The 16,539-nt window shown below is 71.4% G+C and carries 14 protein-coding genes and 1 tRNA gene; 7 read left to right on the forward strand and 8 right to left on the reverse strand.

Annotated elements, in window-relative coordinates; all coding sequences use genetic code 11:
- Together selA and NR112_RS19100 are read right to left on the reverse strand one after the other, a co-directional pair.
- Positions 1-1,305 (reverse strand): L-seryl-tRNA(Sec) selenium transferase, encoded by a 1,305-nt coding sequence (selA, locus tag NR112_RS19095; RefSeq protein ID WP_256795874.1) that lies wholly within the window; start codon positions 1,303-1,305, stop codon positions 1-3.
- 25 nt (positions 1,306-1,330) lie between these two features.
- Positions 1,331-1,426, reverse strand: a tRNA-Sec gene (locus tag NR112_RS19100).
- A gap of 119 nt (positions 1,427-1,545) precedes the next feature.
- On the opposite strand from NR112_RS19100, the gene selD reads away from it, so the two are divergent.
- Positions 1,546-2,526 carry a selenide, water dikinase SelD gene (selD, locus tag NR112_RS19105; protein WP_256795875.1) on the forward strand — a complete coding sequence of 327 codons (981 nt, stop codon included), beginning with the start codon at positions 1,546-1,548 and terminating at the stop codon, positions 2,524-2,526.
- Positions 2,523-2,918 carry a rhodanese-like domain-containing protein gene (locus NR112_RS19110; RefSeq protein ID WP_256795876.1) on the forward strand — a complete coding sequence of 132 codons (396 nt, stop codon included), beginning with the start codon at positions 2,523-2,525 and terminating at the stop codon, positions 2,916-2,918. Before selD ends, NR112_RS19110 begins: the two co-directional genes overlap by 4 nt.
- 9 nt (positions 2,919-2,927) lie before the next feature.
- Here the strand turns inward: NR112_RS19110 and NR112_RS19115 are convergent, their stop codons facing one another.
- Genes NR112_RS19115 through fdh form a run of 4 tightly spaced genes read right to left on the reverse strand, consistent with a single transcriptional unit; the run spans position 2,928 to position 9,833 of the window.
- Positions 2,928-4,253, reverse strand: a complete 1,326-nt coding sequence (locus NR112_RS19115; RefSeq protein ID WP_256795877.1) for an OFA family MFS transporter — start codon at positions 4,251-4,253, stop codon at positions 2,928-2,930.
- Between the two features lie 34 nt (positions 4,254-4,287).
- Positions 4,288-5,385 (reverse strand): NrfD/PsrC family molybdoenzyme membrane anchor subunit, encoded by a 1,098-nt coding sequence (gene nrfD, locus NR112_RS19120; protein WP_256795878.1) that lies wholly within the window; start codon positions 5,383-5,385, stop codon positions 4,288-4,290.
- Positions 5,382-6,548 (reverse strand): 4Fe-4S dicluster domain-containing protein, encoded by a 1,167-nt coding sequence (locus NR112_RS19125; protein WP_256795879.1) that lies wholly within the window; start codon positions 6,546-6,548, stop codon positions 5,382-5,384. The genes nrfD and NR112_RS19125 overlap by 4 nt, the downstream gene beginning before the upstream one ends.
- A 3-nt stretch (positions 6,549-6,551) precedes the next feature.
- Complete coding sequence (gene fdh, locus NR112_RS19130; RefSeq protein WP_256795976.1) at positions 6,552-9,833, reverse strand: formate dehydrogenase; 3,282 nt, start codon at positions 9,831-9,833, stop codon at positions 6,552-6,554.
- A gap of 216 nt (positions 9,834-10,049) precedes the next feature.
- Between fdh and NR112_RS19135 the strand changes: the two genes are divergently transcribed.
- The 5 genes from NR112_RS19135 to NR112_RS19155 all read left to right on the forward strand — a co-directional run bounded on the left by NR112_RS19135 (position 10,050) and on the right by NR112_RS19155 (position 14,998).
- Positions 10,050-12,599, forward strand: a complete 2,550-nt coding sequence (locus tag NR112_RS19135) for a DEAD/DEAH box helicase (RefSeq protein ID WP_256795880.1) — start codon at positions 10,050-10,052, stop codon at positions 12,597-12,599.
- Positions 12,600-12,601: 2 nt separating this feature from the next.
- Positions 12,602-13,444 (forward strand): acyl-CoA thioester hydrolase/BAAT C-terminal domain-containing protein, encoded by an 843-nt coding sequence (locus NR112_RS19140; protein WP_256795881.1) that lies wholly within the window; start codon positions 12,602-12,604, stop codon positions 13,442-13,444.
- Positions 13,445-13,608: 164 nt separating this feature from the next.
- The gene (locus NR112_RS19145) at positions 13,609-13,782 is read left to right on the forward strand and encodes a hypothetical protein (RefSeq protein WP_256795882.1); all 174 of its coding nucleotides are present in this window, start codon (positions 13,609-13,611) and stop codon (positions 13,780-13,782) included.
- A gap of 105 nt (positions 13,783-13,887) precedes the next feature.
- On the forward strand, positions 13,888-14,673 hold the full coding sequence (locus tag NR112_RS19150) for a DUF1206 domain-containing protein (protein ID WP_256795883.1): 786 nt from the start codon (positions 13,888-13,890) through the stop codon (positions 14,671-14,673).
- Positions 14,674-14,827: 154 nt separating this feature from the next.
- Entirely contained in the window at positions 14,828-14,998 is a 171-nt protein-coding gene (locus tag NR112_RS19155; RefSeq protein WP_256795884.1) for a hypothetical protein, read from the forward strand.
- Positions 14,999-15,081: 83 nt separating this feature from the next.
- Here NR112_RS19155 and NR112_RS19160 read toward each other — a convergent pair whose 3' ends face one another.
- Positions 15,082-15,813 (reverse strand): phosphatase PAP2 family protein, encoded by a 732-nt coding sequence (locus NR112_RS19160; RefSeq protein ID WP_256795885.1) that lies wholly within the window; start codon positions 15,811-15,813, stop codon positions 15,082-15,084.
- The gene (locus NR112_RS19165) at positions 15,810-16,490 is read right to left on the reverse strand and encodes a phosphatase PAP2 family protein (RefSeq protein WP_256795886.1); all 681 of its coding nucleotides are present in this window, start codon (positions 16,488-16,490) and stop codon (positions 15,810-15,812) included. The genes NR112_RS19160 and NR112_RS19165 overlap by 4 nt, the downstream gene beginning before the upstream one ends.
- Positions 16,491-16,539 lie beyond the last annotated feature (49 nt).

Raw genomic sequence — 16,539 nt, forward strand, 5'->3', positions numbered from 1 at the left:
TCAGGCGCCGCTCGGGTGGTCGACGTCCCGGGCGGCGAGGACGGCTCGCTCGACGTCGGCGTCCCGCTCCGGCGGCACGCAGCGCAGGTCGACGAGGCAGCGGCCCCGCTCGACGCGGGCCACGACTGCGGTCTCGCCGCGCCTCAGGCGCTTGGCGCAGTCCTCCGGCAGTGCGACGGCCCAGCCGGGCAGCGGCAGGCCCGGGGCCCCGCCGCCACCGACGCGCCCCTCGACCGGGACGACCTCGCCCCCCGTTGCCGCGGCGAGTCGCTCGGTGCGCGAGCGCAAGCGGTCGAGGTCCACGTGGAGGTAGTCGGCGACCGGCGGCGCCGGGCCGCGCAGGGTCGCCTCGAGGGCGGCCAGGGTCAGCTTGTCGACCCGTACTGCACGAGCCAGCGGGTGGCGTCGCAGCCGCTCGACCGTGGCGGCCTCGCCGAGGACGAGACCCGCCTGCGGGCCGCCGAGCAGCTTGTCGCCGCTCGCCGTGACGACGGTCGCGCCGTCAGCGAGCGCCGTGGTCGCGTCGGGCTCGTCGGGGAGCATCGGGTCGGGCCGCAGCAGCCCGCTGCCGATGTCGACCACGACGGGGGCGCCCAGCGTCGCGAGCTCCCGCACGGACGCGGCGCTCGTGAAGCCGTCGACGCGGAAGTTGCTCGGGTGCACCTTGAGGATGCACCCGGTGTCCGGACCGAGGGCGGCGGCGTAGTCCGAGAGCCGGGTGCGGTTCGTCGTGCCGACCTCGCGCAGGCGCGCGCCGGTCGAGGCGACGAGGTCGGGCAGCCGGAAGCCGTCCCCGATCTCGACCATCTCGCCGCGGCTGACCAGCACGTCCTGGCCCGCGGCAAGGGCGGTCGTGGCCAGGACGAGCGCTGCCGCGCCGTTGTTGACGACGAGCGCGTCGCCCGCAGCCGGCACGGCCGACCGGAGCGCCTCGAGGGTCCCGCGCCCGCGGCGGGCCCGCGCTCCTGTGGCGATGTCGTACTCGACGTCGACGTAGGCCGCGGCCGCCACGACCGCGTCCACGGCGGCGTCGGACAGCGGCGCCCGTCCGATGTTGGTGTGCACGACGACACCGGTGGCGTTGAGGAGCGGCCGGAGGGTCGTGCTCCTGGTCGGGAGGGCCTCTCGCGCCGCGGCGACCACGTCGCCCGCGGCGATCTCGCCGCTGCGGGCCCGCGACTGCGCCGAGCGGACCGCCGTCTTGACCGTCGCCGCGCCGTGTCGCGCCACGGCGGCGACGAGGTCGGGGTGGGCCATCAGGACGTCGGTGCGCGGTACCGTCCGCCGCGGATCTGACTGCGCCACACCGACGTCCTCTCTCACGCACACTTGGCGGAGGTGGACGGGAATCGAACCCGCCAGACCGAGATGCTCGGTCTCACCGGTGTTGAAGACCGGGGGGACCACCAGGTGCCCAGACACCTCCACGGCCCACCGTACCCATCGCCCGCCCGCCAGGGACCAGTGGGCCGGGCGGCGTCGACCGGTCCCCGGGCTCCGGGGCGGCCGGACGGCATACGCCCGGAGTGGGGTAAGACTGCAGGCGTGGACACGGTGCGACTGACCCAGTACGCGCACGGCGGCGGCTGTGCGTGCAAGATCCCGCCCGGCGAGCTCGAGGACATGGTGCGCGGCCTCACCGGGATCGCCGGGGCCGACCTGCTCGTCGGCCTCGACGACGGCGACGACGCAGCCGCCGTGCTGGTGGCCGACGGCCTGGCGGTGCTCGCGACGGCCGACTTCTTCACCCCGGTCGTCGACGACGCCTACGACTGGGGTCGCATCGCCGCGGCGAACGCCCTGTCCGACATCTACGCGATGGGCGGCCGACCCGTGCTCGCCGTGAACCTCCTCGGCTGGCCACGGGACGTCCTGCCCCCCGAGCTGGCCGCGGAGGTCCTGCGCGGCGGGCTCGACGTCGCGCGCCTTGCCGGCTGTCCGGTGGCCGGCGGCCACAGCATCGACGACCCCGAGCCGAAGTACGGCATGGCCGTGACGGGTGTCGCCGACCCGGATCGCTTGCTGCGCAACGACGCCGCTATCGCGGGTCTGCCGCTCAGCCTGACCAAGCCCCTCGGTGTCGGCGTGCTCAACAACCGGCACAAGGCGACGGGTGAGGTCTTCCCTGAGGCCGTCGCGTCCATGGTCGCGCTCAACGACGTCGCGAGCAGGCACGCCCTGGAGCGCAACATCCGCGCGGCCACCGACGTCACGGGCTTCGGGCTGCTCGGCCACCTCTACAAGATGGCCCGCGCGTCCGGGGTGACCGCCGTCGTCGACGCGTCCGCGGTGCCCTACCTCGACGGGGCGCGGGCGTCGCTGGCGGCGGGCTTCGTGCCCGGTGGCAGCCAGCGCAACCTCGACTGGGTGCGCCCGCACCTCGCGGCCTCGGTCGACCACGACGAGCTGCTGCTGCTTGCCGACGCGCAGACGAGCGGAGGCCTGCTCGTCGCCGGCGAGGTGCCCGGCGGGACCGTCATCGGTGAGCTCGTGCCGCGCGGCGAGCACGTGATGCAGGTCCGATGAGTCGGGTCGACGACCTCCTCGCCCGGGCGCGCTCGGGTCTCGACCGAGTGTCGCCCGAGCAGGCGTGGGACGAGACCCGTGCAGGTGCCCTGCTCGTCGACACCCGCACCCCGTCGCAGCGCACTCGACAGGGCGAGCTGCCGGGTGCGCTCGTCATCGACCGCACGGTGCTCGAGTGGCGTCTCGACCCCACGAGCCCGGCCCGGATCCCCGAGGCACACGATGACCTCCGGATCATCGTGATCTGCCGACAGGGCTACAGCAGCTCGTTCGCCGCCGCGTCCCTGCAGGAGGTCGGGCTCGTCAGGTCCACCGACGTGGTCGGCGGGGTCGAGGCCTGGCTGGCGGCAGGGTTGCCCCTGTCGCACGACCCGGCCGACGTGCGTGAGTGACCACCGTGGTCAGCGGCGGGACGTGGTGCTGTCCGGTGCCCCGACGGCCGAGCTCGCGGTCCGGGGCGCGGGCCTCTTCGTCAGCAGCGGCAGCGCCATGCCGACGAGCGCGATGATGCCGACGACGGTGAAGCCGAGCGTGTAGGCCTTCTGCTCACCGATGAGCGAGGAGATGAGCAGCGGACCGACGATGCCACCGATGCTCCAGCCGATGAGCATCAGGCCGTAGATCGCACCGGCGTTGCGCACTCCGAAGAAGCGCCCCGCCGTCGACGGCATCGTGCCGAACGCGCCGCCGTAGCAGAGGTAGACGAGCGCGGCGAGGAAGGCGAAGAGCGCCGGCGACGCGACGTGCGGGATGAGCAGCAGGCACACGCCCTGGATCCCGAGGATCCCCATGAAGGCCGGCATCTTGCCGATGCGGTCCGAGAGCCAGCCCCAGAGGATGCGACCGCCACCGTTGAAGAGGCCGAGCACGCCGACGAGGCTGGCCGCGGCAGCGGCGGAGTAGCCGGCGACGTCGCTCGCGCTGCCCGCGGCGACCGAGATGAGCGAGATGCCCGCCGTCACGCTGAGGGTGAGGATCGCGGTCAGGAGATACCACTGCTTGGTGTGCAGGGCCTCGTCCGCCGTGAAGTCCGCCTCGGGCACCGGGTCCTTCGTCCGCGTCCCGGCCCCGTGAGCCGCGGCCGGCGCAGCCATACCGGGCGGCAGGTAGCCCTCCGGTGGGTTGCGGAACAGGCTCGCACCGACGACGACCGCGACGAGGTAGCCGATGCCCAGGGGGAGGAACGCCTTGGTGGGCAGTGACGGGTCACCGGCGATGAGTCGCTGTCCCAAGGGCGCGGTGATGACGGCACCGAAGCCGAAGCCGGCCACCGCGATGCCGGTGATGAGACCGGGCTTGTCGGGAAACCACTTCTGCAGCATGGCGATCGGGACGATGTAGGCCATGCCGAGTCCGAACCCGCCGAGGATGCCGTAGCCGAGGATGAGCAGCCAGAACTGGTCCTTGCCGGCGAACGAGGCGAGGATGACGCCGAGGCTGTAGATGATGCCGCCGGTGAGGGCGACCGTGCGCGGGCCGCGGCGGTCCTGGATCCGGCCGCCGATGTAGCTGCCGACGAAGATCATCCCGATGGCGACCTCGAACGGGACGGAGGCCTGCGCCTTGGACCAGCCGAAGGCGTCCGGGCTCTGGATGGCCTTGGCGAAGACGCTCCAGGCGTAGACGGCGCCGATGGCGAGCTGCACGAGCACTCCCGCCACGAGGATGAGCCACCGGTTGCCGCCCGGTGAGGCGGTGCTGTCGTTGCGAACCGCACTGGTGCTCATGAGGCTCCCCTTCTCGTCATGATGGTCCGGCGCATCAGCGCGCCGTGGTGATGGAGTCGTCGACGACGCCGGCGGCCCGGCGCTTCTCGAGCCGCTCACGCTGGGGCTCGACGGTGTACTTCGGGTCGATCGCCGAGACCATGCCGGCCTCGAAGACGCCGAAGCGGGTGCACACCGAGGCCGCCATGAGTGCGGCCCCGCTCAGGGCGGCGCCCACCCGGTTGCCCCCGAGCGCGACGGCACCCAGGGCCCCCCCGACCGTCAGGGCCCGGCTCGCCCTGAGCAGGCGGCCGGCCTTCCCGGTGCGCAGCGGTTCCGACAGGGTCGGCCCGAGCTGGTCCTGCATGCGCTCGAAAGCCACGAGCTCGGCGACCGCGCTGACGGCGGCCAGCTTGCGCGCCGGGCCGTTCTCTCGCGTCGGGACGGTGATCAGAGCGAGACCGGAGGCCGCGAGGTTGGCCGAGCTCACGAAGACGAACGGCAGCTCACGGTAGGACTCGTGCCAGGTCGGGGTCGCCGTGTCGGCGAGCAGCACCGCCGTGTAGGCGGCGAGCGGCGGCGCGAAGAACGCGGACCCCACGGTGGCCGGGCGGTCCGCGAGCTCCAGCGCCTTGGAAGCCAGGGCCACGACACCGGACCCCTTGGCGGCAGCCCGCCTCTCGAGCATCGGGCGACCCACCTCGGAGGCGAGCGCCGCGCCGGCGAACGTGCCGAAGGCGGTGAGGATCCAGGATCCGACCGACATCGGTGAGGTGAGCTTGACGGTCCGCATCATGTTGAGGGCGCGGCTCGGCTTGCCCAGGTCCTTGGCCAGCGCCGCACCGCCGAGGGCAGCACCCACGACGGCTCCGATACGCCCGGCCCGTCGCAGCGTGGGGTATCCGCGGGCGGCCCCACCAGCCCCCAGCAGTGCGGATCCGGCGGCGACGCCACCGAGGAAGAGGTAGGCCGCCACCTCCTTCTCCCACGGCGCGGGCTTGACGACGTGCCGCCCGTAGTAGCTGTCGAAGCTGACGTCCGGGACCATGAGCGACTCGTCGCGGCCGCGACGACCGCCGTCCTTCGAGGAAGCGTCGCGGCGGCGGCGAGTGCGCTCGGGCGGCCGATCTGCGTCGAACGGGTTGGTCGTCACTTTCGCCTCCCGACGAAGGAGGCCGCCGCCATCGCGAGCATCGTCAGCCCCGCGTAGCCGGCCTTGCGGAACATGTCGGGCAGGTCGGCGGTGGTCACCCGTGGGTCCGGTGGCAGGCCGTAGACCTCGGGCTCGTCGAGGAGCAGGAAGGTCGAGCCGGTGCCGCCGACACCGTCGTTCTCGTCGACGCCGTAGAGGCGCGCCTCGCTGTAGCCGAGCTCGTGCAGCTGCGCGACGCGGGCCCGGGCCGTCGCCCGCATCTCGTCGAGGTCGCCGAACTTGATGGACGTCGTCGGACACGCCTGGGCACAGGCGGGAGTCTGGCCGGCGCCGAGTCGGTCGTAGCAGAGGGTGCACTTCTGGGCGATGCCGACGTTCTTGACCTCGCCATTGGTCTCGGCGTGCGACGAAGGGTTCTGGTGCGAGCCACCGCCCGCATTGCCCGTTGCCCCGGTGCCTCCCGTGCCTCCCGGGCCCCCGGATCCCTTGATGCTGATCCCGTGGGACTGCGGCCCCTTCTCATGCCCCTCGTGACCGCTCCGGCGTTCGATGACCCCGAAGGGGCACGCTGCCACGCAGTAGCCGCAGCCGTTGCAGACGTCGTCCTGCACGACGACGGTCCCGAACTCGGTGCGGAAGAGCGCGCCGGTCGGGCACACGTCGAGGCAGGCGGCGTGGGTGCAGTGCTTGCAGACGTCGGAGGCCATGAGCCACCGCACGTCCGGCACCGGGGTGTCCGTCGGGCCGGGGCCGGCCGCCGCGCCGGGGAGCAGCTCCCCCGGCGGCGTGAGCGTCGCGGTCGCCGCGGCCCCGCCACCGGCGAGGGCGGTCTCGTCGTGTGAGCGCACCGACGGCATGCCGAGGGAGACGAGCTTGCGCCCCGACTCACGGGCCTGCTCGATGCGGTCGCTCGTCTGCTCGACGAAGGCGACGTGGCGCCACGTGCTGGCCCCGAGGGCTCCGGTGTTGTCGTAGGACTGGTTCAGCAGGTCGAGGCCGTCCTCGGGGATGCCGTTCCACTCCTTGCAGGCCACCTCGCACGCCTTGCACCCGATGCAGATCGAGGTGTCGGTGAAGAAGCCCTTGCGTGGCTCGTGCGTGTCCCACGCGGCGTCGGCCGCCGGGTCGGTCGGTCCGGAGAGCTGGTTGCGCCAGAAGCCCATCGGTCAGCCTCCTCTCGTGTCGGGTGTGGACTCCGGGTGCCCGGTGCGCAGCTCGTTGCTCGTCATGACGGTCGCGCCCGAGCGAGACTGGTACTCGGCGACGAGGCGCAGCAGCTCCTCGCCCGCGGGGCGGCGGCCGGGCACGATGTCGCACGAGCCGGCCTTGCTCTCCTGGATCTGCACGTTGGGGTCGAGCGCGACCCCGAGCAGGTCGTTGGCGGCATCGCCGCTCACGACCGCGTTGGTCCCGACGCCCCAGTGATAGGGCAGCCCTACCTGGTGGATGGTGCGGCCCGTGATGGTCAGCGGGGTCATGCGCTCGGTCACCATGACGCGGGCCTCGATGGCCGCCCGGGCCGAGACGATGGTCGCCCACCCGCCGTTCTCGAGACCCCGCTCGGCCGCCAGCTCGGGCGAGACCTCGCAGAAGAACTCCGGCTGGAGCTCGGAGAGGTACGGCAGCCACCGGCTCATCCCGCCGGCCGTGTGGTGCTCGGTGAGGCGGTAGGTCGTGAAGACGTACGGGTAGACGTCGGATCCCGGCGCGCCGCCAGACGGGCTCCACAGGTTGTCCTTGCGCGGGAACACCTTGCGCGCCGGGTTCGACTGCTGGGTGTAGAGCGGGTTGCGGACCGGGGACTCCTGCGGCTCGTAGTGGGTCGGCAGCGGCCCGTCGAGCATGCCCTTGGGCGCGAAGAGCCAGCCCTTGCCGTCGGCCTGCATGACGAACGGGTCGTCACCGGCGAGGCCCGCCGGACCGCCTGTCCCCGGCTCCGGACGGTAGGACGGAGCCTTGTCCGGGACGAAGTCCGGCACGTCGTGACCGGTCCACGTGCCCTGCTCGGCGTCCCACCAGATGTAGCGCTTGCGCTCGCTCCACGGGTTGCCCTCGGGGTCGGCCGACGCGCGGTTGTAGAGGATCCGCCGGTTCGCCGGCCACGCCCATCCCCAGTCGAGGGCGGTGAGGTCCTGCTCCTGCCCGGGTCTACGGTCGGCGGCATGGTTGACGCCGTCCGCGTAGACGCCGGTGTAGATCCAGCAGCCGCCGTCGGTCGAGCCATCGGCCTTCATCTCGGTGTAGGCCGAGAGAGGCCGGCCCGACTTGTCGCCCGTCAGGTGTCGACCGTTGATCTCGGCGAGCACCGCCTCGGCGTCCGGGTCACCGTGGTCGTCGGTGGGGTAGTCCCAGGTCAGGTCGAGCAGGGGACGGTCCCGCTCGTCCGTCGAGTCGGCCAGCAGCTCGCGGACGCGGCGGCCGAGCTCGAAGAAGAACTGCAGCTCACTCTGACAGTCACCCGGCGGCTGGACGGCCTGGTGGTGCCACTGCAGCATCCGCTGCGTCTGGGTGAACGACCCGCTCTTCTCGGTGTGCGCCGCCGCGGGCAGGAAGAACACCTCGGTCTCGATGTCCTCCGTCGTGAGCTCGCCTGACGCGATCTCGGGCCCGTCCTTCCAGAACGTGGCGGACTCGATCATGTTGAAGTCGCGCACGACGAGCCACTTGAGGTGCGACATGGCCTGGCGCTGCAGTCGGCCGTGCGCCGAGCCGACGGCCGGGTTCTGGCCGAGCAGGAAGTAGCCCTCGACCTCGTCGTCGAGCATCGCCATCGTCGTCTGGTAGGTGCCGTGCGCCCCGCTCAGCCGCGGCAGGTAGTCGAAGCACCAGTCGTTCTCGGCAGTCGCCGCCTTGCCCCACCACGCCTTGAGCAGGCTCACGGCATACGTGTCGGCGTTGGCCCAGAAGCCCTTCTGCTCCTTGTTGCCGATGGCGCCGAGGTAGTCGTCCCACGTGTCGTGCAGCCCCGCCACCGGCATCGCGAGGTAGCCGGGGAGGATGTTGTAGAGCGTGGGGATGTCGGTCGAGCCCTGGATGCTCGCGTGACCACGGAGGGCCATGATGCCGCCACCCGGTCGGCCCATGTTGCCGAGCAGCAGCTGCACGATGGCGGCGGTGCGGATGAACTGGGCGCCGAGCGTGTGCTGGGTCCAGCCGACGGCATACACGAACGCCGTGGTGCGCTCGCGGCCGCTGTTCTCGGTCACCGAGCGCGCGAGGTAGTGGAAGTCGTCGACGCTGATGCCGCAGGTGTCGGCCACCATCTCCGGGGTGTAGCGGGCGTAGTGCCGCCTGAGGATCTGGAAGACCGTCCGCGGGTCCTGCAGCGTCTCGTCGCGCAGCACCCGGGCGTGCTCGAGCGCCGGCCCACCGGACCCGTGCTCGTCACCGGCAGCGCGCTCCGACTTGGTGTGACCGTGCTCGTGGCCGGCCGCGGGACCGCCGATGGTGCCCGGCGTCTCGTCGTCCTCGCCGTCGCGGCTGGCGTAGGCCCAGGTCTCCTGGGAGTAGCTGCCCTTCGCGTCGTCATAGCCGGAGAAGAGCCCGTCGAGGTCCTCGGTGTCCTGGTACTCCTCGCTCACGAGCGTCGCGGCGTTGGTGTACGCGACGACGTACTCCTTGAAGTAGAGCTCGTTGTCGAGGATGAACTTGATGAGGGCGCCGAGCAGCACGACGTCGCTGCCGGCGCGGATCGGGATGTGCTTGTCAGCCGTCGCCGACGTGCGCGTGAACCGCGGGTCGACGTGGATGACCCGGGCACCCTTGAGCCGAGCCTCGGTCACCCACTGGTAGGCGACCGGGTGGCACTCGGCCATGTTCGATCCCTGGATGACGATGCAGTCGGCGTTGGACAGGTCCTGCACGTACTGCGTGGCGCCGCCGCGCCCGAACGAGGACCCCAGACTGGGGACCGTGGAGCTGTGTCAAATACGAGCTTGGTTCTCGATCTGGATGGCGCCTGCGGCGGTGAAGAGCTTCTTGATGAGGTAGTTCTCCTCGTTGTCGAGCGTCGCTCCGCCCAACGAGGCGATCCCCATGGTGCGCCGCAGCGGGCGCCCGTGCTCGTCGTGGTCCTGCCAGGTGCGACGCCGCGACTCGACGAAACGCTGCGCGACCATCTCGACGGCGGTCGACAGCTCGATCGGCTCCCAGTCCGTGCCGCCGGGGCGACGGTAGAGCGCCTTGCGCTGGCGGCCAGGGTTGTTCACGAGCTGCTCGCTCGCTGATCCTTTGGGGCACAGACGTCCTCGCGACACGGGCGAGTCCGGGTCTCCCTCGATCTGGACGACGCGGCCGTCCTTGACGAATACGCGCTGGCCGCAACCGACGGCGCAGTAGGGGCACACGCTCTGGACGACCTTGTCGGCCGTCGCGGTTCGGGGGGAGAGCTCCCGGGTGTGGGCGGAGGTCACCGACGGCCCACGGCCGAGAAAGTCGCCGGAACGCATCTGCCGGACGACCGGCCAGGACAACAACGTCTTCTTGGGATCCACCGCTGCACCTCTCTGGACGTGGCGACCGCACCATGACAACACGTCTGCCCGCGAGCCGTCACCCCTGCAGTACCCACTTCGGCGGGTCGCGAGACGGCGCGCGCGGTCTCCGGCGTCTCCACCCGCCTGACCGGCGGTTGGGAGCACCGCCCTGCCGGGCGGCATACTCACGTGGTGACGAAGAACCTCAGCGAGCGCATCCCGCGGGACCCTGATCCCGACGGCCTCTACGAGGTCTTCACCGAGTGGACCACCGAGCGGGGCCTGACCCTCTACCCGCACCAGGAGGAGGCGTTCCTCGAGATCCTCAGCGGAAGCAACCTCATCCTGTCGACGCCGACCGGTTCGGGGAAGTCGCTCGTCGCGACGGCCGCCCACCTCACCGCCCTCGCCGACGACCGCGTCTCCTTCTACACGGCACCCATCAAGGCCCTCGTCTCCGAGAAGTTCTTCGCGCTCTGCGAGCAGTTCGGTGCCGACAACGTCGGCATGATCACCGGCGACGCGTCGGTCAACGCCGATGCCCCGATCATCTGCTGCACCGCCGAGATCCTCGCGAACCTCGCTCTGCGAGAGGGCAGCTCGGCTGACGTCGGTCTCGTCGTCATGGATGAGTTCCACTTCTACTCCGAGCCCGACCGCGGGTGGGCGTGGCAGGTGCCGATCATCGAGCTGCCTCAGGCGCAGTTCGTCCTCATGTCGGCCACGCTCGGCGACGTCACGATGTTCACGGACGACCTGACCCGGCGCACCGGCCGCTCCACGGCCGTCATCGGCGGCACCGAGCGTCCCGTCCCTCTCGAGTTCTCGTATGCCGTCACCCCCCTCCACGAGACCATCGAGGAGCTCCTCGAGAAGGACCGCGCGCCCGTCTACGTCGTCCACTTCACGCAGGCGGCCGCCCTCGAGCGCGCCCAGAGCCTCATGGCCGTCAAGATCACGACGCGCGAGGAGCGCGAGGCGATCGCCGAGCGCATCGGTGGCTTCCGGTTCGGGGCGGGCTTCGGACGCACCCTCTCCCGCCTCGTCCGGCACGGCATCGGGGTGCACCACGCGGGCATGCTGCCGAAGTACCGTCGCCTCGTCGAACAGCTCGCCCAGGACGGCCTGCTCAAGGTCATCTGCGGCACCGACACCCTCGGCGTCGGCATCAACGTGCCGATCCGCACGGTCCTGCTCACCGGGCTGACGAAGTTCGACGGTACGAAGCAGCGCCTGCTCAAGGCCCGGGAGTTCCACCAGATCGTCGGGCGAGCCGGCCGCGCCGGCTTCGACGCCCGCGGCTGGGTCGTCGCCCAGGCCCCCGACCACGTCGTCGAGAACCTCCGCGCCGTCGAGAAGGCCGGTGACGACCCCAAGAAGCAGAAGAAGATCCAGCGCAAGAAGGCGCCCGACGGCTTCGTCAACTGGTCCGAGGAGACGTTCGAGCGGCTCATCGTCGCCGAGCCCGAGCCACTGCAGCCGCGGATGAAGGTCTCGCACTCGATGCTCGTCAACATCCTTGCTCGGGAGGGCAACCCAGTCGCCCACACCGCCCGGCTGCTCTCCGACAACCACCACGAGCCCAAGGACCAGCGTCGACTCCAGCGGCACGCGCTCGTGCTCGCCAAGGAGCTCATCACGTCCGGCGTCGTCGAGCGACTGGCCTCGGCCGAGGACTCCGGCCGTCGGCACGCCCTGACGATCGACCTGCAGCGCGACTTCGCCCTCAACCAGCCGCTCGCGCCCTTCGCGCTCGCCGTCATGGACACCCTCGATCCCGAGAGCGACACGTACGCCAAGGACCTCGTCTCGGTCATCGAGGCGATCCTCGAGGACCCGCGGCAGGTGCTGTGGGCCCAGGAGTTCAAGGCGCGTGGCGAGGCCGTCGCGGCGATGAAGCTCGACGGCGTCGAGTACGAGGAGCGGATGGAGCGGCTCGAGGAGGTCACCTGGCCCAAGCCCCTCGCAGAGCTGCTCGAGGTGACCCTCACGGCCTACCGCCAGAGCCACCCGTGGATCTCGCAGGACGCCCTCTCGCCGAAGTCCGTCGTCCGCGAGATGTACGAACGCGGCATGACGTTCAACGAGTTCGTCTCCTACTACGGCCTGTCCCGCTCCGAGGGGCTCGTCCTGCGCTATCTCACTGACGCCTACCGCACGTTGCGCCACACCATCCCCGAGGGCAACCGCACCGAGGAGCTCGAGGACATCATCGAGTGGCTCGGTGAGCTCGTGCGCCAGACCGACTCGAGCCTGCTCGACGAGTGGGAGGACCTCGTCAACCCGACCGAGGCCGTGCTCGCCCAGACCGACATCGCCCCGCCTGCACGGCCGATCACGGCCAACGTGCGGGCGTTCACCGTGATGATCCGCAACGCGATGTTCCACCGGGTCGAGCTCGCCTCCCGCGACGAGTGGGAGGCGCTCGGCGACCTCGAGGCGCGCGTCGCCGAGCTGACGGAGCCGCCACAGAAGGTCCTCATGGACGCGCAGGCGTGGAACGACGCGCTCGGCGCCTACTACGACGACCACGACGCCATCGCGACCGACCAGGGTGCGCGCTCGCCCGCGCTCCTCCAGGTCGAGCGGACCCCCGCCGAGTGGCGGCTGCGCCAGGTCGTCGTCGACCCCGACGACAACTTGGACTGGGGCATCACGGCCGTCGTCGACCTCGCGGCGAGCGACGAGGCCGGCGCTGCCGTCCTCACGGTGACGGCCTTCGAGCGCCTCGGCGGTTGACCGTGACGGTCCGCGAACACCCCACCGACCACGACGGCGTCCTCGTCGCACCCGTCGACGGCGGCAACGGCACGGGTGTGCTCGTGCTGTCGGGATCGAGCGGCCGCGTCGAGCGCGACCGGGCGCAGCTGCTCGCCGGAGCCGGCGTCACCGCCGCCCTGACGTACCGCTGGTTCGGCGGCGAGGGGCAGCCGGCCGGCATCTGGGAGTACCCCCTCGAGGCCTTCGCACCCGCCGTCGCCTCGCTCGGCGAGCGCTGTGACCGCGTCGTGCTCATGGGCGTCTCGAAGACGGCGGAGGCCTTCCTCGCGTATGCCGCCGACGACCCGGCCGTCGACGCCGTCGTCGCGCTCGCGCCGAGCCACGTCGTGTGGGCCAACGTCGGTGCCGGACCGGACGGCGAGCTGCGCCCGCAGCACTCGTCGTGGTCACGGGCCGGTGAACCGCTCCCGTTCGTGCCCTACGACGACACCGCCGCGCCGGCCGGCGACCCTCCGGCCTTCACCCCCGTCTACACCCAGAGCCTGCGCGCCGCGGCCGACCGGGTCGTGGCCGCGACCATCCCCGTCGAGCGCTTCTTCGGCGACGTGCTGCTCGTGGCGGGCGGTGACGACCAGGTCTGGCCGTCCGTGACCTTCGCCGAGGCCGTGCAGGCCCGCCGTCGCGCCCTCGACCTGCCCACGACGCTCGTGACCCACCCCGGGGCCGGGCACCGCGTCGTCCTGCCGGGTGAGCCCGTCCCCGACGGCGGCCGGCGGATGGCCCGGGGCGGCACGGAGGCGGCCGACCGCGAGCTCGGCGAGCGTGCGTGGCCCGAGATCCGCCGCGTGCTCGACCTCGCCTGAGCGAGCCTGAGCGCGGTCGAGCGCGGTCGAGCGCGGTCGAGCGCGAGGCCACGGATCTGAGGCACCGGGGCGGAGGGCATACGCCATCCTTCCGATGTGGCCGGGTGGGCCTCAGCCCGACGGTGGAGAGGTCAGGACGACCCCGACCTCGAAGGATCACCACCATGCTCTCTCCGCACATCGTCAGCGCCCTCGTCGCCCAGCGCGAGGCCGACCTCGAACGCCGGGCAGAGCTGGCCCGGATCCGGCACCCGGAGCCGGAGCCGGCGACCACGCCCACGGCGGGCCGTCGCACGGCGCGTCACCGCGGCCGCCGCCGTCACCTGCGCCTCGTCTGACGCCTCGGCCCGAGAAGGCCGCGTCCGACGTGCCACTTCCCTGCCCCACGTGGGTATGTTCCCCAGTGGCCCATCGGGGACCCCTCAACCGACAGGATCACGTGCATGGACTCCACAGACGTCAAGGCCGCATCACGGCGCGCGGGTGACCACCCGGCGCTCGAGACGGCAGCACGCATCGGCTACGCCGTCAACGGCGTGCTCCACATCATCATCGGCGCGATCGCCCTGCGACTCGCCTTCGGCTCGAAGGGCACGAGCGCCGACCAGTCCGGCGCCCTGGGCTCGATGGCCGACAACGGGTTCGGGCTCGTCCTGCTCTGGGTCGCCGTCATCGCCTGGCTGGGCCTCGCGCTGTGGCAGGTCACGGAGGCGATCTCCGGAGGCTGGGAGACCAGTGACCGCCTCAAGGCCGCCGGCAAGGCCGTCGTCTACCTCGCCCTGGCGTGGACTGCGTTCAGGTTCGCGAGCGGCAGCGGCTCCTCGAGCAAGAGCCAGACCACGGACTTCACCGCGACGCTCATGAAGCAGCCCGCGGGTCAGTGGCTCGTCGCCCTCCTCGGCGTCGTCGTCATCGGGGTCGGCGTCTACCACGTCGTCAAGGGCTGGAAGAAGAAGTTCCTCCAGGACCTCGAGACCCACCCGGGCGAGTGGATCGTCAAGGCCGGGCGCATCGGCTACATCGCCAAGGGCATCGCCCTGGCCATCGTCGGAGGCCTCTTCGTCCTCGCTGCCGTGCGGCACAAGCCCAGCGAGGCCCGCGGCCTCGACGGTGCGCTGCGCAACCTGCTCGGAGCCCCGGGCGGCCCGGTGCTGCTCACCCTCGTCGCGCTCGGCCTCATCGCCTTCGGGGTCTACTCCTTCGGACGCGCTCGCCACGCCGACGTCTGAGCCCGTCGTCGGCGCCGGCGGCGCCGATGCCAGAACGACACGGCCCCGAGGGCCCGGACATTTCCGGGCACTCGGGGCCGTTTCCGTGGCGGGTGCATCACCGGCGCCTCCTGCTCCTCTGTGTGTTCACGCATCACGAGTGCAGGAGGACACCATGAACACGACGTACCTGAACGAGGCCATCGCCCGCCAGCGCACCGCCGACCTCGGTCGCCGGACCCGGCGCGCCCAACGACCCGTCGTCGACCCGCAGACGACGCCTCGCCGGGGCGTGATCCTCATCCTCGGGTGGCGGATGCACCGGTCGCAGGTGTCCCCCGGATAGTGCGCCGCGGGCACGACAACGGCGATGGCCGGGAGCCTGGATCGGGTTCCCGGCCATCGCCGTTGTCGTGCCGGAGCCGAGCGTCAGCGCGAGACGGCCTCGCGGACGGCCGAGGTCGCACGGTCGCCGGTCGTCCGACGGCGCAGGTAGTTCCACGCGAGCAGTGCGCACACGATGCCGTTGACCAGCCCGACGAGGATGTCGACGAGGTGGTGCATGCCCCGGTAGAGCCTGGCGTAGCCGACGAGGAGCGGCACGATCGCGCAGACCACGGTCACGACGCGGCGCAGCCACACCGTCTCGATGCGCTGGGCCATGAGGGCGAAGGTCAGGTAGAGCGCCGTCGCGGCACCCATGTGGCCGCTGGGGTAGCTCGACGTCGGGGGCGCCGGGTCGAGGTGCTCGACCGTCGGACGCTTGCGATCGGTGAGGGTCGTCGCGGCGACGAAGACGCTCGCCTGGGCGGCGATCGCGATGGCCGGGATGATGGCATACCACCACTGCTTGGTACGCCACCACACGATGGCCACGACGATGACGCAGACGCCGATGACGATCTCGGTGTTGCCGATGTGCGACCAGACCGCCGTGATCGAGTTCATCGTCGCGGTGCGGCCCGCGGCGACGGACTTGCTCAGGTCGTTCTCCCACGGGAGGTCCTTGAGGGGGCCGACGATGAGGAAGCCGAGCCCGACGATGAGACCGAAGAGGACGACGGCGGGCGCGAGCACCCGTAGCGCGATGTCGCGCAGGGCCGACCCCACGGTCGGTCGGGAGGAGTCGATCTCGTAACGGTGGACGAAGGTGTGGTTCACGTGCTGCCTTTCGATGACTCGGGCCCGACGTCCCCCTCCGGCGGAGGGGACTCGTCCGGACTCTGGGGGTTCCACCCGAGGTAGCCGACGTAGGACGCCGTGCCCAGGCCGACACCGAAGAGGATCCCGGCCAGGACGTCTGAGGGGTAGTGCACGCCGAGGAAGACGCGGTCGAGGGCCGTCAGGACGACGTATGCCGTCATCCCGGCCACCAGCCAGCGGCGGGCGACGGGCGTCAGCAGCGGCCAGAGCAGGAGGGTCATGACCGTCGCGATGGCCGCGGCGTTGGCCACGTGGCCCGAGGGGAAGCTGTAGCCCGGGGCGTGCGAGATGGGGTCGGTGACGACGGGGCGGGCCCGCCGGACGACCTCCTTGAGGACGAGCTGGAGGTTCCAGGCGACCATCATCGTGAGGAAGGCCCAGAGACACCTGGTCGCGAGCTCACGGTGGCGGCGCCACACGACGAGGCACACGACCGACGCGACGATGTAGACCCGCATCGGCTGGGTGACCTCCTGCCACACGAGCAGGACGGTCTTGAGCCACGGGTTGTCACGGGTGATGTCGGTCGCCGCGACGATGAGCCGCTCGTCGAGCTCGACGACAGGGCGGAACTTCTCGCGCACGACGAACGCGAGAGCCGTGACGGGGACGGCGAAGGCGAGGCCGAACCCCACGGCCCTGAGCAGGCGGCGGCCGCGACCCGCGGGTCGCCGGCCGTCAGGA

Origin of the sequence: Terrabacter sp. Ter38, assembly GCF_024519435.1 — a bacterium.
Lineage (GTDB): Bacteria > Actinomycetota > Actinomycetes > Actinomycetales > Dermatophilaceae > Terrabacter.